The sequence below is a fragment of the Alienimonas sp. DA493 genome, assembly GCF_043951915.1.
Classification (GTDB): domain Bacteria; phylum Planctomycetota; class Planctomycetia; order Planctomycetales; family Planctomycetaceae; genus Alienimonas.
This window is the reverse complement of sequence record NZ_JBINJD010000041.1, coordinates 1-20471: the sequence shown is the minus strand read 5'-3', so window position 1 is coordinate 20471 and position 20471 is coordinate 1. Positions and strand designations below refer to the sequence as shown.

Genomic DNA, 20471 nt, shown 5'->3' with positions numbered 1-20471 from the left:
GGACCCCACACATCAGAGAGCGTCACACGCCGGAGAACGGGTGCTTGGCGGAATCCTTCTTGGAGGTCACTTCGGCCGCCTTCGGCTCCTGCTTCATCGCCCGCTGCACGGCGAGCTTGGTGGCCTCGTAGTTGTATTCGTAGATCTTCTTGTCGTCGTCCGCTTCCCAGTGGATGAACACGCCGCAGACGATGCACAGCGTTTCAGCCTGATCCTCCGGGATCGTCCCGTCGGCGACGCAGTCGGCGACGGCCTTGGCGACGGCGTACTGGGCCGGGCCGAACATCTGGACCGCCTGCTTGGCGCCCTTGATGGTCACCTTGGTGACCATGACGGTGTCCGGTTTGACCGCCAGATTCGGTTCCAGCACGGCCAGCAGGTTGCTGTGGCCGGCCGACTGGCGGGAGAGCGCGTTGGCGAAGGCGTGCCCGACGGGGCCGGACTTGTCGCCGATCATCAGGTCGATGTGGGCGACTTCGTTGCCTTCGCCCACCAGGGCTTCGCCGACGTGCAGGGACATGGTTCGATCTCTCGAAAACGGGATGAGCGGGGCCGGAGCCTACGATCTCGCCCCGTTCGTTTCACCCGACCCGACGCGATTCTCCCATGGCGACCCCCGACCTGCTGATCGTCGGCGGCAGCGTCCGGGCCGCGGCGTGGTGCGCCGTGCGGGCCGGGCTGAAGGTCGCGGCGTTGGACCGGTACAACGACCTCGACCTGCTCGCGGTGGCGGAGCCGTGCTTCAAATGGGACGGCAGCGACGAACAGGTGGAACGGGTCGTCGGCGAACTCGGCGTGCCGTGGATGTACACCGGCCCGCTGGAGAACCGCCCGGACCTCGTCGACCGCTGCGCCGCCCTCGCCCCGCTGCGGGGGAACCCGGGCGACGTGCTCCGGGCCGTGAGGGACCCGGTGCGGGTGCGGACCGTGCTGCGGGAGGCCGGTCTGCCGGCATTGGAGGTGCGCGTGGAACACGACCCGCCGCCGGCCGACGGGACGTGGCTGCTCAAACCGCGGGCGAGCTGTGGGGGGCGGGGGATCGTCGTGTGGAACCGTAAGGCCGCAGGGCACCCGACCCTGCGGGAGCCGCACTACTTTCAGGAGCGGGACGGCTTTCGGCCGCCGTATGTCCTGAAGGAGATCGACGCGCTGCACCACTGTTCCGCAGTCGGCGTCAGGGTGAAGCGAGAGGTGAGGCCGCTCGGGCACACGGATTGGCTCGACCCGCCGGTTGACGGCGGCGCCGAAGACTTCGCTTTTCGTTCGCTCAGCGCCTGGAACGTCCCGGTCTGGTCGGAGCCGATGTCGAAACCGGCGTTTGCCTTGGCGGAAGCGTTCGAATTGGAGGGGCCGTTCAGCGTGGACTTTGCCGCCACGGTCGGCCGCGGCGACGACCCGCCGGAGTTCCTCCGAGTGGTCGAGGTCAATCCCCGGTTCACCGCGAGCATGGACCTGCTCCGCAACCCCTTTGGGCGGGAAGATCCCCCGACGCATCTCCACGCCGGCAAACGGATCGTCTTCGCCCCGTTCGACTGCCGGGCGCCTGAATTGCCGCTCCGCAAAACGTCCTTTTTGGACGGTGTTGCAGACGTGCCCGCTCCCGGCTCGTTGATAAAGCGCGGGGAGCCGGTGTGCTCCGTGCTGGAATTCACGCCCGGCGACGGACGGCCATCCGTCACGGCCCGCCGGATCGCGGCGTTGGCCAAGGAGGTGACGGGCCGACTGGCGCCGGCCTAAAGCGTCGCCGATGCTCGTCTCCCCATGAGCAACCCCCACGACGTCCGCGTCGTCGCCTGCGAGGTGACGTTCGAACCGGTCCCGTTCCGCGCCCCGCTGAAGTTCGGCGGCCGCGTTGTGGACCGCACCGACCTCATCAACGCCGCCGTCACCGTGGAGCGGCGGGACGGCAGAATCGCGACCGGGCACGGCTCGATGCCGGTCGGCAACGTCTGGGCTTGGCCGAGCGCCGCGGTCTCCGTCAGCGAGGCGGAGTCCGCGATGAAAGCGTTCGCCGAGCGGACCGGCGTCGCGTTCGGCCGTCTCAATGTGTACGGCGACGCGATCGAACACGGGACCCGTCTGCTCCAGACGCACGAGGAGACGGCCCGCTCGCTCCGGGCGGAGGGCGTGCAGTCGGAGCCGGTCCCGCCGCTGGCTCAACTCGTCGCCGCCTCGCCGATCGACGCTGCCCTGCACGACGCCGTCGGCCGCGTGCACGACCGCAGCAGCTTCGACGTGCTCGGGCCGGCGTTTCTGAACCAAGACCTCTCCGCCTACCTCGATGAGCGCTTCGCCGGGGAGACGCTGGAGCCGTACACGCTGCGGGCGCCGAAGCCGACGATGCCGCTCTATCACCTCGTCGGGGCCCTCGACCCGCTCACCGACGCCGACGTGGAACAGGCCATCGGCGACGGCCTACCCGAAACGTTGGCGGAATGGGTCGCCGCCGACGGTCTGACCCACTTCAAAATCAAACTGGCCGGCGACGACCTCGACTGGGACGTGGACCGCGTCCTGCGCGTCGAGCGGACGGTCGCCGAGGCGAAGGGGCAGGGCGCCGCGTGGCAGTACTCCTGCGACTTCAACGAGAAGTGCGAGGACGCCGCCTACGTGGTCGAGTTCCTCAACCGGGTACGGGCCGGCAGCCCGGCGGCGTTCGACCGGATTCAGTACCTCGAACAGCCCACCCACCGCGATCTGGAGGAGCACCCGATCCCCGTGCACGAGGCGGCGGCGATCAAGCCGGTGGTGATCGACGAATCGCTGACCGGCTACGACGCCCTGTTGCGGGCGGTCGATCTCGGCTACAGCGGCGTCGCCCTGAAGGCCTGCAAGGGGCAGACGGAGAGCCTGCTGATGGGCGCCGCGGCCCAGAAGCTGGGATTGTTCCTCTGCGTGCAGGATCTGACCTGCCCGGGGGCCTCCTTTTTGCACTCCGCCAGCCTCGCCGCCCGCATCCCGACGGTCGCCGCGATCGAGGGCAACGGCCGCCAGTACTGTCCGGCCCCGAACGCGGCCTGGGCGCCGAAATATCCCGGCCTGTTCGAGATCTCCGATGGCGTCGTTCGCACCGCGGAACTGGACGGTCCCGGCCTCGGTTTCGCGGGCTGAACGACGGACTGAGGGAGGGAGAAACCGGCGGCCGGGCGGTCGGTCGGGATGGGGGCGGATCGACGCAACGGCTTTCACGGGAACCGGCGACCGCTACGATGCGTCGGACAGATGAACGGTCTGTGAAGGCCGTCGGCCGCCGCCCCTCGCACGAGACGTCGATGCCCTCGCCGCCCGCCCTCGCGGAGACCCCCGGCGCCGGCGGACCGGCCTCGCCCGCCCTGCGGCCGGAGCTGGGGCGCCTGCTCTCCGCGGTGCGGACCCGCCTGCGGACCTACGTGTTGCTCCGCGGCCTCGCCCTGGTCGCGCTGACGGCCGTCGGCGTGTTCTGGGCCGCCCTCTGGCTAGACGACGCCTGGTTCTACGCAACCCGGCTGGAACTGCCGACCTGGCTGCGGATCGGCTTCGACGCCGCCGCCGTCCTGCTGCTGTTCAGCGTGGCGGCGATCTGGCTGGTGGGGCGGCTGGTCGTCTCCGCGGCCCCGCGAGACCTCGCCCTGGCGGTGGAACGCCGCTTCCCGGACCTCCGAGGCCGGCTGGTGCTCGCGGTGGAGCGGGCGGAAAACCCGGGGGTCGCCCGGCAGGAATCGCCGTTCACCGGCGCTCTCGCCGACCGGGCCGCCCGCGACGCCGCTGAACGCGTGCAGGCCCTGCCGACCGGTGAACTGTTCGACCCGGCCCCGCTCCGCCGCGATCTGGCCCTCGCCGCCGTGTTGCTCGCCGGCACCGTCGCCTTCGGTCTCTGGCAGTCGGACGCGGTCCGCCGGCTGTCCGACGCCTACGTACAACTCGCCGAGATCTACCGGGTTCGCACCACGAACCTCTCCGTCGCCGCGGTGTTGCCGCCGGGGGAGGAGCGCAAGCTGCTGACCCCCGGCGAGCCGCACCGCCACCCGCGGGGAGCGGACCTCGTGCTGCTGATCGGCGTCGCGGACGGCGAACGGCCCGGCGGCGGCCCCTGGACGCCCCCGGAGCAGGTCACCGTCACCCGCGAAACCGCCGGCGGTGCCACCGGCCGCAGCTTCGCCCTCCCGAACGGCCCGGGACAGTTCCGCTTCGCGCTGGACGAGGTCCGCGACGGCATGACCGTCTGGCTGACCGGCGGCGACTTCGTCACCCGCACGCCCTACGTGATCGAGGCGGTCGACCCGCCCCGCCCGCGGCGGGTGGCCCTCGCGGCCAAGTACCCCGACTACATGCGGCAGAACGCCCGCACGGCGGACGGCGATCGGGAGCCGGAGGTCAGCCCGGTCCGCGGGGCGAAGGCGACCGTGCCGGTCGGCACGGAGTTCAACCTGATCCTCGAAGCGAACAAGCCGCTCGCCGCCGCCCGGGTGACGATCGACGGCGAAGCCGTGCCGACGACGCTGCAATCCTCCGCGGGCGAGACCGCGGTCCACGTGCCGCTGACGATGCTCCCCCCGGAGCCCACTCCGTCGGCCGAAGGCGAAACGCCTGCGGACCCGTTCCCGCCCGCCGACGGGACGGTGGGCGTGCGTCCCGGTGCCCGCGTCGCGGTGGAGCTGGAGGACGCGGACGGCATCCGCAGCCAATCCCCAGTGCGATTGGTGCTCGCCGGGCAGACGGACGACCCGCCGAAGGTGCGGGCGGAGCCGGTCGGCGTTTCCGACGTGCTGACCCGCACCGCCTCCGTGCCCTTCGTGGGCCTGATCGAAGACGACTACGGCGTCGCCGCGGCCCGCTTCCTCTACAAACTCTCCGGCGACGAAGCCGTTGCGACCGCCCCCGCAGGCGGCAGCGCCGATGAAGAGACGGACGACGGGGAGACGGACGCCGGGGAGGGCGCCGCCGTGGCCGAGACTTCCGCGGAGCCGCAGTGGCGGGAGCGGCGATTCCGCGTCCGGCCGCGCAATCTGCCGGAGCGATTCGACGTCGGCGACCGCGACCCCGCCCGCAGCGCCGACCCGGATGCGGAACGCTTCGAGGTCGCCGGTCTCGATCCGAAGGTCGGGCAGATGCTGACCCTGGTCGTGGTCGCCGAGGACGCGAACGATCTGACCGGCCCCGGCGTGGGCCGCGGCCCGGAGCGCAGCTTCCGGATCGTCACCCCCGAGGAACTGCTCGCCCAGCTGTTCGATCGGGAGGTGAATCTCCGCCGGATCTTTGAACGTAGCCTGGAGGAAGTGAACGCCGTCGGCGACGACCTCGCCCTGATCTCCGAGCAAACCTCCGAGGCGGACGTCCGCCGCACCGCCGGTCTGGCTGCCTCGGAGTTGGGGCAGAACGCCGGGCAGGCCGACGCCGTGCAGAGCGGTTTCCGCGAGATCCTCGCCGAACTGCTCAATAACGGCGTGCAGACGTCGAACTCCGTCTCCCGGCTGGAAGAGCTGATCCTCCAACCGCTCTCAGAGATTGCCGACCGGCATTTTCCGGAGGCCGATCGGGCCGCCGGCGCCCTCCGCGTCGCCGCGGAGAGCGGAGCGTCGCCAGCGGAGCGGGCCGCCGCCGCCCGGGCCGCGGCCCAGTCCGTCGATCGACTCGCCGCGGCGATGGCCGCGGTCCTCCGGGAGATGGAGGAGCTCGCCGAGTACCACGAATTGGTACGGGACTTTCAACAACTCGTGGACCGACAGGGCGATCTGCTCGATCGCACCCGTCAGGAACAGAAGACCGACCTCATCGACGGACTGTTCGAATGACCTTCGCCCCCCCGTTCCCCCGCCCGCTGACGCGGCTCGGGGTGTTGCTCGCGCTGGCGTGCGGGGCGGCAGCGCTGCCCACGGCGGCGGCGGACGAGGAACGCCCGCTGTCCCTGGAGGAAGAACAGCGGGCGGTGGCCGCACAGTTCGCCCGACTGGAAGACACGTTGCTGAAGATGGCCCGCTACCTGCGCAAAACGGAGCCGGAACGCTCCGAATTGCTGGTGCGGGCGTTGCAGAAAGCCCGGGAGGAGCGGATCGAGGTCCGCATGAAGGAGGTGTCCGACCTGCTCCGCAGCGACGCCGCCGCTGGGCTGACGCCGAACTTCGGCGACGCGATCGACCGGCAGGCCGAACTCGTCGACGGCATGCGAAACGTCCTCGCCCTGCTGCGCAGCGAGGACCGCCGCAAGGAGATCGACTCCGAGCAGGAACGTCTCGCCGCCCTGTTGAAGGACGTCAACCGCCTGTCGAGCGAACAGAAAGCCGCCGAGGCCGCCAACCGCCGCGGCGACGCCGCCCGCCGCGTCGCCGGCCGGCAGCGGGACGTGCTGGAACGCACGGACGACGTGCTGGAGGACGTGAAGGGGGCCGACGCCGAGAAAGCCGCCGGCGAGCCGAACGGGGCTGAGCCGGGCGACAGCGGCGATCCCTCCGAGGGCGCCCCCGGTGAACCGCGGGAGCCGGGCGCCGACGGCGAATCCGGCGAGGGCATGGAGGGCGACGCTCAATCCGGCGAGCCCTCCGAAGGCGATCCCTCGGACCGCGAACCGGGCGAGGGCGAACCCGGTGAGAAGGAGTCTGAGGAGAGCGAACAGCCCCCCGGCGACGCTGAACCGCAGGAGCCGGGCGAATTGCAGCCCGGCGAGCCCTCGGAGGGTACGCCGAGCGGGGAGCCGTCGGAGTCCGGGGAGCCGTCGCCCTCCGAAAGCCAGCCGGGGCAGCCGAGCGAGCCCGGACCGCCGGGGCAGCCCGGGGAGCCGGGGGAGAGCGGTGAATCGCAATCGCCCTCCGACAGTCCGCCGCAGGAGCCGCAGGACGAAACGCCCGGCCGGGAGGAGTTGGAAGCCGCCAAAAAGGCGATGGAGGACGCCCTCAAGGAGCTCGAACAGGCGGAGCGGGAGGGCGCCCTGGAGAAACAGGCGGAGGCCGTCAAGAACCTCGCCGAGGCGAAGGAGAAGCTGGAGGAAATCCTTCGCCAACTGCGGGAGGAGGAGGCCGAACTCGTCCTGCGGGCGTTGGAGGTGCGCTTTCAGAAAATGCTCACAATGCAGCAGGCCGTGTTGACGGACACCGTCTCCCTCGCCGCCGTGGGCGAGGTCACGGACCGGGAGCGGGCGCGAGCCCGGGATCTCGCCCGGCGGGAGCGGGAGATCGGCCTGGAGGGCGCCAAGGCCCTGCAACTGCTTCGCGAGGACGGCTCCAGCGTGGCCTTCCCGGAGGCGCTGGAACAGATCGCCGCCGACGTCGACTTCGTCGCCAAACTGCTGAGCGAGGAGCCGCCGCGGTTCGACGAACTCACCCAACAGGTGGAACGGGACGTGATCGAATCCCTTGAGGAGCTGATCGACGCCCTCCAGCAGGAGTTGGAAAAGCTCCAGCAGCAAAAACAGGACGGCCAGAGCCAGCAGGGGCAGCCGATGCAGCCGGGCGAACAGGCGCTGGTCGACAAGATTTCCGAGCTGAAAATGCTCCGGACGCTCCAGAAGGGCGTGAACCGGCGGACCCGCCTGCTGGGTCTGGAGGTTCCCGCCCCCGGAGAGGCGGCGGACGTGGACGTCCTCGCCCGCCTGCGGGAGCTGTCGGACCGTCAGTCGCGGATCGAATCGGCGACGTACGACCTCGCCGTCGGCAAGACGAACTGACGCCCGTTTCTTCCCCGTTTCCCGCCCCGTCTCGGAACCCGCCGTGCCGATCGCCGAACTGCTGCTGGTCCTCGCCGCCGCACAGGCCGCCCCGCCGGAGGTCGCCCCTGCGTCGGAGGCGGTCGCCGAGCCCCAGACCTCGCAGGTCAGCTACGCGCCGCCGCCGATGGCGGAGGTGCGGGCGGCCGTGACGGCGTACCTCGATCGCCGGGCGGAGGTCCGCGGCGAACCGCTGCCGAATCGGGAAGAACTGCTTTCCGCCTGGGACGAACTGACCGACGAAACGCCCCCCGCCGAGCGGCTGGACCTGCTCGCCGTCACCCTGCGGGCGGCGGACCCGGCGATCGACGACCTGCTTTCCACCCTCGACCCGCTCGGCCCGCCGCCGGAGGAACGGCCGGACGTCGACTTTGCCGTCGATTCCTCCGACCCCTTCGCCCGGGATCACCTGCGGTTGCTGGTCGGCCGCACGCTGGCCCGGCTGGGGATGTACGACGAGGCCCTCGGGGAGCTGGAGGGGCTCGATCCGGCAGGGCTGGTCGACCCGGCCACCGCCCTGTACTACCGGGCGGTGAGCGAACACCAACTGCTGATGCGCGACGAGGCCCTCGCCACGATCGACTCGCTGCTGGACCGCACCGCCCGGGTGCCGGAGCCGATGGCGGCCCTCGCCGGGCTGATGCGCGGGGAACTGAACGAGACCGAGCCGGAATCGCTCCGCGAGGTCGCCGGGATGATGCGGGACGTGGAACGCCGGCTGGACCTCGGCGACTCCGGCCCAAAGGTCCGCAAGCGGGAGGACGAGATCATCGCCCGGCTGGACGCGATTATTGAAAAACTGCAGGCCCAGGCGGGCGGCGGCGGCGGAGAGGGCGGCGGCGACGCCCCGTCCCCGGCCAACCAGTCCGCCAACCCCGGCAGCGACTCGGTGCTGAAGGGCAGCGAGACCGCCGGCGAGGCGGACATGAAGCCGGCCGACGGGCCCGGCGGCTGGGGCGAACTGCCGGAGAAGGAGCAGGCCCGCGCCCGCTCGCTGCTGGACCGCGACTATCCCGGCCACTACCGCCGCGTCGTCGAAGAGTACTTTCGTAAATCCGCCGAGGAGAATTGATGAGGCCGTTTTCGCCCCTCGCCCCGCTGCTGCTCGCCGCGGCGCTCGCCCCCACGCCCGCCCCGGCGGCCGGGAGGCAGGCCGAGGCGACGCTGCTCGACGGCCCGGTCGTCGCCGGCGCTCTGGTCGGACTGGCGGACGACCGCGTGCGGCTGTCCACGGAGGACGGGGAACGTGTGCTGTCGTTCGGCGATCTCGCCGAGCTGCGGTTCTCCCCGTCGGAAAACGCCCCCTCGACGCCGGAGTTGGCGGTGCGGCTGGTCGACGGCAGTTCGTTGCCGGTCTCGACGGTCGCGATCGCCGACGGGCGGCTGCGGGCTGACGTGCCGGGGCTGGGGACCGTCTCGCTGCCGGGCAACGTCGTGCGGGCCCTCCGCTTTCGCCCCCTCGCCGGCGCCGACGCAGAACGCTGGGAGGAGCTGGCGACCTCGAATCCGGAGGGCGACCTTGTGGTGGTCCGCCGCGGCGAACGGCTGGACAAGCTCGAGGGCAGCGTCGGCGGGGTGGGGGAGGAGACGGTGCCGTTCCTGCTGAACGGTTCCGAGGTGCCGCTGCCGCGGGGCCGGGCCAACTTCGTCGGCATCGTGTTCGGCCGGGCCGCCGTGGACGCGAAGCCGGTCGCGATCGTACGGCCGCACGTCGGCGGGGCGCTGCGGGCCGCGGGGCTCACGCTTGCAGAGGCGGACGCGTTGACGGTCACGCTGGCGGGCGGGGCGGAGCTGGCGGTTCCGCTGGCGGGCGTGGCGTCGATCGACTTCGCCGCCGGCTCCGTCACGCCGCTGGCGGACCTGCCGACGCGAAACGATTTGCAGACCACCGCCGGCTGGGCGGACGAACCGTGGCCGGTCGGCCGGAACCGCAATTTGGAGGGGCAGCCGATCCAAATCGACGGCCGCACCTTCGACCGCGGTCTCACCTTGCACGCCCCGGCGACGCTGGAGTGGCGGTTGCCGAAGGACGTCGGCCGGCTGCGGGCCGTCGCCGGCATCGACGACGCCCGGCGGACCCTCGGCGTCGGCGAGGTGGAGCTGACGATCGCCGGCGACGGCCGGGAGTTGTTCGCCCGTCGCCTGACGCATACGGATGACCCGTTGGAACTCGACGTGGACCTCACCGGCGTCCGGGTTCTGACGATCACCGTCGGCGTCGGCGACGACCCCTTCGCCGGCGATCACCTCGCCCTCGGGAACGCGCGGCTCACGCAATGACGACGCAGTGGTTCACAGTCCGCGGCGGGCTCGCCCTCGCCGCGTTGGCGTGCGGGTTCGTCTCCCCTCTGCCCGCCGCGGACGCCCCGCTGGAGGTCGACCCGGCCGTGCTGGAGGCTCAGGCGGCCCGCGTCGCGGTGGTCGAGCAGGTCGCACCCACGGTCGTGGCGATTTTCGGCCCGGACGGCGGCGGGGGCGGCTCGGGCGTGCTGATCTCCGCCGACGGCTACGCGGTGACCAACTTCCACGTCACCGACGGCTGCGGCGACGCGATGAAGTGCGGCCTCAATGACGGCCGCGTGTACGACGCCGTCATCGTCGGCACCGACCCGGTCGGCGACGTGGCCCTCATCAAGCTGCTGGGCCGGGACGACTTCCCGGTCGCGGAGTTCGGCGACAGCGATCTCGTCCGCCCCGGCGACTGGTGCCTGGCGATGGGCAACCCGTTCCTGTTGGCGAAATCCGACTTCGCCCCGACCGTCACCTACGGGCTCGTCAGCGGCACCCACCGCTACCAGGAGCCGGCCGGGACCTTCCTCGAATACACCGACTGCCTGCAAATCGACGCCAGCGTGAACCCCGGCAACTCCGGCGGGCCGCTGTTCGCCGCCGACGGGCCCCAGGCCGGCAAGCTGATCGGCATCAACGGGCGAATCAGCATCAAGCGGGGCCGGGTGAACAGCGGGGCCGCCTACGCGATCAGCGCCAATCAGGTGAAGTACTTCCTCGGCCACCTCCGCAGCGGCCGGGCGCTGGACCACGGCACGCTGAACGCGACCGTCCGCACGGACTTCAACGGCGACGTGCTGTTCGACCGCGTCTTGGACGGCTCCGCCGCCCAAGTCCGCGGGATTCAGGAGGGGGACGAATTGGTCGCCTTCGCCGGCCGGCCGATCCGCAGCGTGAACCAGTTCAAGAACGTGCTCGGCGTCTACCCGGCCGGCTGGCCGCTGCCGCTGACCGTCCGCCGCGGCGCCGAAACGCTGGACTTCCTCGTCCGCACCCGCGGCCTGAACCGGCGAACCGATCTGCTGCAAACCGTCGCCCCCAAGCCCGGCCCGCCGCCGAACGACGTCGTGGCGCCGCTGCTGGAAAAGCGGCCCGGCTACGCCAACGCCCACTTCAACGACGTCGAGCGGGACCGCGTGCTGTCCTCTCTCGGCGACGACCTCCCCGCCGGCGCCTGGCGCCTCACCGGGACGGACGCCGACGGCGTGGCGGCGGAGTTCACCCTCGCCGACGGCGGCGTCGGACTGAAGCTGGGGGCGAACCGCTTTCTGCAAACGCTCGCTCCGGACGCCGACGTGGTGGACGAACCGCCCGGCACGAACGGGCTGCTGTTCGCGCTGCGTCAGTGGCAACTCCTGCGGAGCGGGCGGACCGAGGCCTTCGCCGACCTGCACTACGTCGGCACGGAGCCGCTGGACTGGGACGGCCCGACGGTCGACGTGCTCTCCGCGGAAAATCGCGGGGTGACGACGCACTTCTACGTCGCCGTCGGCGCCGACGGAAAAGGAGTTCTGCGGGGCTTCGACGCCTGGCAGGAGAACCGCGGGGCCGCCGTCGAGGTGCGGTTCGACGAGGACCGACTGACCGGCCCGCTGCCCGTGCCGACGCGGATACGGGTTTCCGCCGGCGGCGTGCCGTATCGCACCTTCGAGGTCGCCGCCGCGACCGTCGCCGACTCGGGAGACGCCGAATGATTCTCGCCGCGCTATTGGCCTGCGTCGTCGCCCAGGGCGAACTCTCGGAGGGCGTCCCGGCGTCCGCCCGCTCCGTCACGGCGGAGACGCTGCCGAAGGTGGTCAAGATTTTCGGGGCCGGCGGGCTGCGGGGGCTGCCGGCCTACGGCACCGGGTTTCTGATCTCGCCCCGCGGGCACGTGGCGACGGCGTGGAACCACGTGTTGGACGCCGACCCGAACATCCTCGTCGTCTTGGACGACGGCCGCCGGCTGAACTGCAAGCTGCTCGCCGCCGATCCGGTCGGCGGGCTCGCGGTGCTGGAGCCGGGGCGGGACGACCTCGATCTGCCGTACTTCGATCCGGCGGAGTTCGCCCCCGCCGAGCCCGGCGCCCGCGTGCTGGCGTTTTCGAACTCCTACAAGGTCGCCGGCGGCGACGAGCCGGTCGCGGTGCAGCGGGCGGTCGTCAGCGCCGTGGCGGAACTGGACGCCCGCCGCGGCCGCAACGCCGCGGGCATCGCGGGGCCGGTGCTGATTCTCGACGCCCCCACGAACAACCCCGGCTCCGCCGGCGGGCCGGTCGTCGACCGCCGGGGGCTGCTCGTCGGCATTTTAGGGCGGGAATTGAAGAACGACGCGACGAACGTGTACGTGAACTACGCCCTGCCGGCCGCGGAGGTCGGGCCGACGCTCGCCGCCATGGTCGAGGGCGAGTTCGTCGCTGCGGACGCCGCCCCGCCCGTGCTCTCCGGCGGCCCGCAGCCGGCGGACCTGGGGGCGCTGCTGGTCGCGGACGTCGTTCGGCGGACCCCGGCGTACGTCGAACTGGTGGAAGAAGGCTCCCCCGCCGACGCCGCCGGGCTGCGGCCGGACGATCTGATCGTGCTGCTGGGCGGCGATTTGGTCCCCTCGATCCGCCAACTGCGGGCCCGCCTGGCGGCGGTCGAGCCCGGGGAGCCGGTCGACGTCGTGGTCCGCCGCGACGGCGAACTGATCCCCCTGAGGATCGCCGTGCCGGTGGCGGAGGACCTTCGCGAACCGCCCGCCAAACTCTCCCGCCCCCGCCGCCGATGATCCCGTTCCCGCTGCTGGCCGTCCCGCTGTTCGCCGCCCTGGCCTGCGCGGGGCAGACCGGCGACCCCGAGGCCCTCGTCGCCAAGGAAGAGGCCGCGTTTCAGGCCGTCGCCGCGGCGGTGGGCCCGAGCGTGGTCCGGGTCGAAACGCTCGGCGGCGTGGACACCGCCGACGGGCGATTGCTCGCCAGCGGCCCCTCCACCGGCACCGTCGTGCGGGCGGACGGCCTGATCCTCACCAGCACCGAGAACCTCGCCGGCAATCCGACCTCCATCCTGGTCCGGCTGCCGAACGGCGAACGCGTCGCGGCGGAGCGGCTGGGCGACGACGAGGCCCGGCAGCTCACCCTGCTGCGGGTCGAGTTGCCGGAGGACGCCGGCGTGGCGCCGGCGACGCCCGCGGAGATCGACGCCCTCCGCGTGGGCGACTGGGCGATCGCCGTCGGGCGGACTTTCTCGGCGGAGGCGGTGAACGTCTCCGTGGGCGTCGTCAGCGCCAAGAACCGCATCCTCGGCCGTGCGGTGCAGACGGACGCGAAGATCAGCCCCGCGAACTACGGCGGGCCGCTGGTCGATCTCGCCGGTCGCACGATCGGCGTGCTCGCCCCGCTGTCCGCCGAAGGCGGGACCGGCGGGGTGGAGTGGTACGACAGCGGCATCGGCTTCGCGGTGCCGTTGGAGGACGTGCTCCCCGTGCTCGACCGGCTCGCCGAGGGGGAGACGCTGCGGCCGGGCAAGCTGGGGGTGACGTTCAAAAGCGCCAGGATGGACGCCGAACCGGTGATCGACACCGTTCGCCCGCTCTCCCCGGCGGAGGAGGCCGGCCTGCAGCCGGGCGATCGGCTGGTGACGGTCGCGGGACGGCCGGTCTCCCGGCCGGACGAGGCCCAACTCGCCCTCGGCCCGCTGTACGCAGGGGACGAGACGACGCTGGTCGTCGAGCGCGACGGCGCGGAGGTGGAATTGAGGGCGACGCTCGTCGCGGAACTGCCCCCCTGGCGGCCCAGCGACCTCGGCGTGCTCCCTGCCGATCCGCCGGCCGACGCGGACGCCCCGGACGGCCCGGGGACCCCCGGCGTGGAGATCGCCCACGTCTTCCCGGACTCCGCGGCGGACGGCCTGCTGGAGGTCGGCGACGTCGTGACCGCCGCCGCCGGCGAGCCGGTCGAGACCGCCGACGACCTGCGGCGGATCGTCTCCCGCCGGGCGCCGGGGACGGAGATCGCTCTCGAACGGGCCGGGGGCGACGGGGTTCAGATCAGCTTGGGCGAGCCGCCCGCCGCCCCGCCGGCGGAGCTGCCGGAGACGATCGACCCCGCCGCGGACCCGCTGCCGGCCGATCAGAGCGGGCGGCTTGAGCTGGAGGTGCCCGGGTTCGACGACCGCGGCGGCACGCTGCGGGTTCCGAAGCGGGCGGGTCGGCGCGGGTTCGCGCTGCTCGTCGCCCTGCCGCCGAAGGGGGCTCTGACGGCGGACGCGTTCTTCGATCGCTTCGGCCCCGTCGCGGAGCGGCACGGCGTCATCCTGATGGTTCCCCGGCCGGAGACGCCCGTCGGGTTCCAGCCGGGCGATCTCCCGTTCGTCAAAGCGGCGGTGGAGCAAATGCGCGACCGCTACGCCGTCGAGCCGGTGCGGACCGCCCTCCTGGGCACGGGGGGGCAGGGGGAGACCGTTTGGAGGATCGCCCTCACCACCGAGGGCGTCTTCCGCGGCGCCGTCACGGACGCCGCGCCCGCCCAACTCCCGGCGAACGAACCGGACGACGCCCTGATCCCCCTGTTGCTCGGCGAATTGCCGGAGCAGGCCCGCACGGCGCTGCGGGAGGGCGGTTACCCGTTCGCGACGCTCGACGCCGCTGTGGAGGAGGAGACGACGCCGGAGGCCCTGCCCGAAGAGGCGATCGAGGCGACCCTGCGGTGGGTGGCGGCGCTCGATCGGATTTGATTGCGTTCTTCACGGGGAACTCGCCGGTGAACGCCCGGGGCGGAGCGTAGGCTACGCCCGATCCTCCCACGCTGAAGCTCCGCCGTGTCGTCGCTCCCGCAGTACCTCGAAGCCGTCTCCCTCGGGGCGTTGCAGGGGGTTGCGGAGTTCCTGCCGATTTCCTCCAGCGGTCACCTCGCGATCGCGCAAGCGGTGATCGACGAAGCCACCGGCCGGAAGATCGACTCGGAGGGCAATCGTCTGCTGGTCGTCGTGCTGCACTTGGGCACGTTGGGGTCCATCCTCTGGTCCTACCGCCGCACCCTGTGGGCGACGGCGACCGATCTGCGCTATCTGGCGAGCGTCGCCGCAGCGACGGCGCCGTTAGTCGCGGTCGCATTCACACCGTTAAAGGATCGGGTCGAGGAGACGTTCTCCCGGCCGGCGGTCGTGGGGGTGTACCTGCTGGCGACCGCGGCCCTGTTGTTGGCAGGGCAGTTTCTGGCCGGGCGTCGGGCGGAGCCCGCCCCCGGCGAGGAGCGTGAAGCGTCCGCCGGCGACGTCCCGCTGTCGGTGGCGGCGATCGTGGGCGCCTTCCAGACGCTCGCCCTGTTGCCGGGGATTTCCCGCAGCGGGAGCACGATCGCCGGGGGCCTGATGAGCGGGCTCGGCCGCGAGGAGGCGGTGCGGTTCAGCCTGATGATCGGCGTGCCGGCGATCGCCGGGGCGGGGCTGCTGGAGGCGAAGACGGTGTGGGAGGCCGGCGTGAGCGGCGGCGCCCTGCCGGTCGGACCGCTGGCGGCGGGGGCCGCGACGGCCTTCGCGGTGGGCGTGGCGGCGATCTCCCTGCTGCGGAAGGCCGTCTCGAACGACCGCCTGCACTGGTTCGCGGCCTACTGCGCGGCGGTGGGCGTCGCGACGATCGTCTGGCAGGCGGTTTAGAGCAGGTTTAAGGAGAGCGTAGCGCGCCGATACCAGCCCGATGCGCAAGCATCGGCCGTCGGCGCAGCCGCAGTCCGAAACACGCACGGCTGGAGCTTGCGCTCCGGGCTGGTCAGCTCCGCGACGCCTCGCTGAAGAGCGCTCTAGCCGCCGGGCCGCTAGATCGCCGCCAGTTCGGGCACGGTGGCGTCGGCGAGGGCCGCGGTGGCGCAGGCGAGCAGGTCCGCCTCGGAGATCCGGAAGCGGCCGCCGTCGACCGTCCGCATCGCCCCGCCGGCGGCCTCCACCAGCACGGCGCCGGCGGCCTGATCCCACGGCTTGAGGCTCGTGCTCCAGTACCCGTCCACCCGGCCGCAGGCGACGTAGGCGAGGTTCAGCGCCGCCGAGCCGCTGCGCTGCACGGTCTCGCAGCGGTTCAGCATGTGCGTGAACCGGCGGACCTCCGGGGCGTCGGCGGGGCAGTTGCGCGGGATGCTGCTCATCAGGAACGCCCGCGGCAGGTCCGTGCAGCCGGAGGTTCGCATCGGGCGGCCGTTGAGCGTCGCTTCGCTCTCTTCGCCCTCCGGGAGCGCGGCGAGGAACATCTCCTCCCGGCTGGGGTCGTAGACCGCTCCGACGGCCGGCACGGGGCCGTCGTCCGTGAGCCGCTCCACCCCGATCGAGACGGCGTAGAACGGAAAGCCGTGCACGTAGTTGCCGGTGCCGTCCAGCGGGTCGATCGTCCAGCGGTACTCGCCGCCGCGTTCCTCCCGCAGCCCCTCCTCGCCGTAGAGGTCGTGGCTGGGGAAGGCGTCCGCGATCGCTTTCACCACGGCGTCCTGGGCGGCGTGATCGGCGTCGGTGACGAGGTCCTGCGGGCCTTTCTCCTCCACCTCGAACCGGCCGCGGTAGCCCTGCAACACCTCCCCGGCCGCGTGGGCGGCGACGGCGGCGGTGCGGGCGATACGGGTGAGGGCGGTCATAGACGGCGGAGCGAAGGGGAACGACGAGGGGGCGGGAACGCGGCGTCAGCCGACGGGGTGGGGCAGCGGGCGCCCGGCGAGACCGGCGAGGACGTTCTCCGCGGCCATGATCGCCATTCCGCCGCGGGCGTGCCGGGTGGCGCTGCCGATGTGCGGCAGCACCACGCAGTTCGGCAGGTCCAGCAGGGGCGAATCGGTCGGCAGCGGCTCCGGGGTGGTGACGTCGAGGCCGGCGGAGAAGATCACGTTCTCCTTCAGCGCCGCGTGCAGGGCGTCCTGATCGATCACCTCCCCGCGGGCGGTGTTCACCAGCACGGCCGTCGGCTTCATCTTGGCCAGGGCGGGGGCGTCGATCAGGCGCTTCGTCTCCTCCGTCAGCGGGCAGTGCAGGGAGACGAAGTCGCTTTCGGCGAGCAGTTCGTCCAACTCGACCCGGCGGGCGCCGAGGTCGCGGTCGGCGTCCGGCTTGGGGGAGTTTGCGGTGTAGAGGACGTTCATCCCCCACCCGCCGCGGCACCGCTCGGCGAACGCCCGGCCGATCCGGCCGAGACCGACCACGCCGACCGTCTTGCCGACCAGCTCCACGCCGAGGTGATCCATCGGCGCCCAGGTCTTCCACCCGCCGTCGCGGACGCTGGCCGCCGCCGGGGTGAAGCAGCGGGCCGCCGCGAGCATCAGCAAGGCGGCGACGTCCGCGGTGGCGTCGGTCAGCACGTCCGGGGTGTTGCCCACCGCCACGCCGTGCTTCCTGCAGGCGGCGACGTCGATGTTGTTGTAGCCGACGGCGTAGTTCGCCACGACTTTCAGCCCGTCGCCGGCCGTGTGGAGGACGTTCTCGTCAATCTTGTCGGAGAGCATCGTCACCAGCCCGTGGCAGCCGCGGACCTTGTCCAGCAGGGTGTCGCGGCGGGGAGGCGTCGGCTTGGGCCAGACCTCCACGTCGCAATGCTCCCGCAGCCGGTCCAGGCCGGCGTCGGGGATCACGCGGGAGACGAAGACGCGGGGTTTGTCGGACATCGCTTTAGAACCCTGCAAAAGTAGATTGCCAGGCGGCTTTGAGGTCGACCAGCGCCGCGTCGACCAGCGGCCCGTCGGCCCCGCGGAGCACGAGCCGGTCGCCGCCGGTCACGGCGCCCAGCTTGACGTGCGGCACGCCCGTGAGATGCCGCTTGAAGTCGGCGGCTCGGTCGGCGGGAACCTCGACGAGGAAGCGGGTGTTCGATTCGCTGAACAGGGCGGCGGCGGCGGAGAGGCCTGCGTCGCCGCTGGTGAGATCGGCGACGGACAGCTCCGCCCCGAGCCCGCCGGCGAACGCCATCTCCGCGGCGGCGACGGCGAGGCCGCCTTCGCTGAGGTCGTGGCAGGCCCGCACGCAGCCGTCGGCGATCGCCGCGTGCACCGCGGCGAAGACGGCGGGGGCCGCGTCCGCGTCCACCGTCGGCGGGGTCCCGCCGGTCTGCGAAAGGACCAGCCCGAGGTGCGACCCGCCCAGTTCGTCCTTCGTCTCCCCCACGAGGTACAGCGAGTTTCCGGCCGTTTTCAGGTCCATCGTGACGGCCCGGTTGCTGTCCGGGACCTGACCCATCGCGGTGACCAGCAGCGTCGGCGGGATCGCGACGGTCTGGCGATTGCCGTCCGCGTCGGTGTAGGCGAACTCGTTGTAGAGGCTGTCCTTGCCGCTGACGAACGGCGTGCCGAGGGCGACGGCGTAGTCCTTCAGGGCCAGCGCCGAGCGGACCAGCGAACCGAGCGTTTCCGGTCGTTCCGTGTTCCCCCAACAGAAGTTGTCCAGCACCGCGATGCGGGCCGGGTCGGCGCCGACGGCGACCACGTTGCGGACCGCCTCGTCCAGCGCCGAGGCCGCCATGCGGCCGGCGTCGAGATCGCCCAGCCGCGGGTTGATCCCGCAACCGACGGCCAGCCCCCGCGACGAGCCGGGCAGGGGGCGGATCACCGCGGCGTCGCCGGGGCCGTCCTCCGCCTCGCCCACCAGCGGTTTGACCACGCTGTGGGCCTGCACTTCCTGATCGTACTGGCGGACGATGAACTCTTTGCTGGCGACGTTGGGGGCGGCGAGGATCGCCAGCAGCTCCTCCGTCCAGTCGCCCTTGTCCGGCAGCGTCAGCGGTTCGACGGCGGCCGGGGCGTAGGTCGCCTCCCGCACCACGTGCGGGCGGCCGTCGTGGAGGAACTCCATCGCCACGTCGGCGACGGTGTGTCCCTCGTATTTCAGCACGAGCCGGCCGGTGTCGGTGAACTCGCCCAGATCGGCGACGCCCACGCCCTCGCTGTCGGCCAACTCCTTGAACGCCGGCCAGTGCTGCGGCGGCACGGCGAAGACCATGCGTTCCTGGGCCTCGCTGATCCAGATCTCCATCGGCGACAGGCCGGGGTACTTCAGCGGGGCCCGGTCGAGGTGGACCTCCGCCCCCGTCTCTTCGCCCATCTCGCCGACCGCCGAGGAAAACCCGCCGGCGCCGCAGTCGGTCACGGCGGAGTAGAGCCCACGGTCGCGGGCCGCCAGCAGCACGTCGGCGACCATCTTCTCGGTGACGGCGTCGCCGATCTGCACGGCGCCGCCGCTGACGGATTCGCTTTCCTCGTGCAGGTCGACGGAGGAGAAGGTCGCGCCGTGGATGCCGTCGCGGCCGGTCGCCCCGCCGAGGGCGACGATGCGGTCGCCCGGCGAGACCTTCTTCTCCACCTTGTCGGCGGGGATGAGGGCGACGTTGCCGCAGAACACCAGCGGGTTGCCGAGGTAGCGGTCGTCGAAGCAGACGGCCCCGTTGACCGTGGGGATGCCCATGCGGTTGCCGTAGTCCCGCACGCCGGCGACGACCCCGGCCATCACCGTCGCCGGGTGCAGCACGCCGGGGGGGAGGGTCTCCGCGGGGGTCTCCGGGGAGGCGAAGCAGAAGACGTCCGTGCTGCACAGCGGCTTCGCCCCCAGCCCGGTGCCCAGCGGATCGCGGATGACGCCGCCCAGCCCGGTGTTCGCCCCGCCGTAGGGTTCGATCGCGCTGGGGTGGTTGTGCGTCTCCACCTTGATGCAGACGCACTGCTCAGCGTCGCCCTCGCCCTCGAAGTGCACCACGCCGGCGTTGTCGGCGAACACGCTGCGGCACCAGTCGTCCTCGCCCAGTTGCTCACGGATCGCCACGGTCGCGGCGAAGATCGTTTCCTTCAGCATGTTGCGGAACTCGATCTCCCCCTCCGGTCCCGCGTACCGGATCGGCCCGGCGAGCGTTTTGTGGGAGCAGTGTTCGCTCCAGGTCTGGGCGACGCTCTCCAGTTCGCAGTCGGTCGGGTCGCGGTCGAGGGCGGCGAAGTGGTCGCGGACGGTCCGCATCTCCGCCAGCGACAGGCTGAGTTGGCCCTCGCGGGACAATTTCATGAGGGCGGCGTCGTCCATCGTCCGCAGCGGGACGGTGACGCGTTGGAACTCGTACGGCTTGCCCAAGGCGAGCGTGTCGAGCTGCAGCGGGCCGCGGACGACGTGTTCGATACTGTCGTTCGCCAGCACCCGCCGGCAGAGGCGGTCGAGGGCCGCGGCGCCGTCGCCGTTGGTTCCCTCGGTCGGCACCCAGTACTTGCGGACGCTGGCGACGTTCGTCGCCGGCAGACCCAGCCGCTCCAGCGCCCCCTTGGCGCTGCGGGCCACGTTGTCCGTCACGCCGGGCAGGAAGAGGACGTTCAGCACCTCTCCCTTTTCCTTGTCCGTCACGCCGAGGCCCGACCGGGCCTCGGCGTGACAGCGGGTCACCTCCGCGACCTCCACCACCGGATCGCAGAGCAGCGGGACCGCGTCCCGTTCGACCTGTTCCTGGGTCAGCTCGCCCTCGATGAGGAACGATCGGGCCGACGCCGTGGGGGCGATCGGCAGGCCCAGACCGCGGGCGAGTTCGGCCGCCCGTTCGGCTTCCGCGTCGCGG

General features: G+C 71.9%; 14 protein-coding genes. 10 read left to right on the top strand and 4 right to left on the bottom strand.

The genetic code is table 11. The features are described from left to right. Positions 1-22: 22 nt before the first annotated feature. On the bottom strand, positions 23-520 hold the full coding sequence (gene fae / locus ACG2DA_RS08585; protein WP_395255157.1) for a formaldehyde-activating enzyme: 498 nt from the start codon (positions 518-520) through the stop codon (positions 23-25). 86 nt (positions 521-606) lie between these two features. On the opposite strand from fae, the gene ACG2DA_RS08580 reads away from it, so the two are divergent. The 10 genes from ACG2DA_RS08580 to ACG2DA_RS08535 all read left to right on the top strand — a co-directional run bounded on the left by ACG2DA_RS08580 (position 607) and on the right by ACG2DA_RS08535 (position 15577). Beyond that, complete coding sequence (locus ACG2DA_RS08580; RefSeq protein ID WP_395255156.1) at positions 607-1737, top strand: hypothetical protein; 1131 nt, start codon at positions 607-609, stop codon at positions 1735-1737. Between the two features lie 24 nt (positions 1738-1761). Next, positions 1762-3111: an enolase C-terminal domain-like protein gene (locus ACG2DA_RS08575; RefSeq protein WP_395255155.1), complete on the top strand. Its 1350-nt coding sequence runs from the start codon at positions 1762-1764 to the stop codon at positions 3109-3111. Positions 3112-3272: 161 nt separating this feature from the next. Continuing rightward, the gene (locus tag ACG2DA_RS08570; RefSeq protein ID WP_395255154.1) at positions 3273-5771 is read left to right on the top strand and encodes a hypothetical protein; all 2499 of its coding nucleotides are present in this window, start codon (positions 3273-3275) and stop codon (positions 5769-5771) included. Then, the gene (locus tag ACG2DA_RS08565; protein WP_395255153.1) at positions 5768-7636 is read left to right on the top strand and encodes a hypothetical protein; all 1869 of its coding nucleotides are present in this window, start codon (positions 5768-5770) and stop codon (positions 7634-7636) included. The genes ACG2DA_RS08570 and ACG2DA_RS08565 overlap by 4 nt, the downstream gene beginning before the upstream one ends. A gap of 43 nt (positions 7637-7679) precedes the next feature. Beyond that, on the top strand, positions 7680-8747 hold the full coding sequence (locus tag ACG2DA_RS08560; RefSeq protein ID WP_395255152.1) for a hypothetical protein: 1068 nt from the start codon (positions 7680-7682) through the stop codon (positions 8745-8747). Continuing rightward, positions 8747-9955 carry an NPCBM/NEW2 domain-containing protein gene (locus ACG2DA_RS08555; RefSeq protein WP_395255151.1) on the top strand — a complete coding sequence of 403 codons (1209 nt, stop codon included), beginning with the start codon at positions 8747-8749 and terminating at the stop codon, positions 9953-9955. Before ACG2DA_RS08560 ends, ACG2DA_RS08555 begins: the two co-directional genes overlap by 1 nt. Continuing rightward, positions 9952-11658: a S1C family serine protease gene (locus ACG2DA_RS08550; protein ID WP_395255150.1), complete on the top strand. Its 1707-nt coding sequence runs from the start codon at positions 9952-9954 to the stop codon at positions 11656-11658. The genes ACG2DA_RS08555 and ACG2DA_RS08550 overlap by 4 nt, the downstream gene beginning before the upstream one ends. Beyond that, entirely contained in the window at positions 11655-12713 is a 1059-nt protein-coding gene (locus tag ACG2DA_RS08545) for a S1C family serine protease (RefSeq protein ID WP_395255149.1), read from the top strand. The genes ACG2DA_RS08550 and ACG2DA_RS08545 overlap by 4 nt, the downstream gene beginning before the upstream one ends. Further along, complete coding sequence (locus ACG2DA_RS08540) at positions 12710-14656, top strand: trypsin-like peptidase domain-containing protein (RefSeq protein ID WP_395255148.1); 1947 nt, start codon at positions 12710-12712, stop codon at positions 14654-14656. Before ACG2DA_RS08545 ends, ACG2DA_RS08540 begins: the two co-directional genes overlap by 4 nt. 84 nt (positions 14657-14740) lie before the next feature. Beyond that, positions 14741-15577: an undecaprenyl-diphosphate phosphatase gene (locus tag ACG2DA_RS08535; RefSeq protein WP_395255147.1), complete on the top strand. Its 837-nt coding sequence runs from the start codon at positions 14741-14743 to the stop codon at positions 15575-15577. A 158-nt stretch (positions 15578-15735) separates the two neighbouring features. Here ACG2DA_RS08535 and ACG2DA_RS08530 read toward each other — a convergent pair whose 3' ends face one another. From ACG2DA_RS08530 to purL, 3 genes are all read right to left on the bottom strand, one after another. Continuing rightward, positions 15736-16539, bottom strand: coding sequence for an inositol monophosphatase family protein (locus tag ACG2DA_RS08530; protein ID WP_395255146.1), 804 nt, complete (start codon positions 16537-16539; stop codon positions 15736-15738). Positions 16540-16584: 45 nt separating this feature from the next. Next, positions 16585-17556, bottom strand: a complete 972-nt coding sequence (locus ACG2DA_RS08525; protein WP_395255145.1) for a 2-hydroxyacid dehydrogenase — start codon at positions 17554-17556, stop codon at positions 16585-16587. Between the two features lie 4 nt (positions 17557-17560). Continuing rightward, the coding region (purL, locus tag ACG2DA_RS08520) for a phosphoribosylformylglycinamidine synthase subunit PurL (protein ID WP_395255144.1) at positions 17561-20471 on the bottom strand (2911 nt) is incomplete at its 5' end.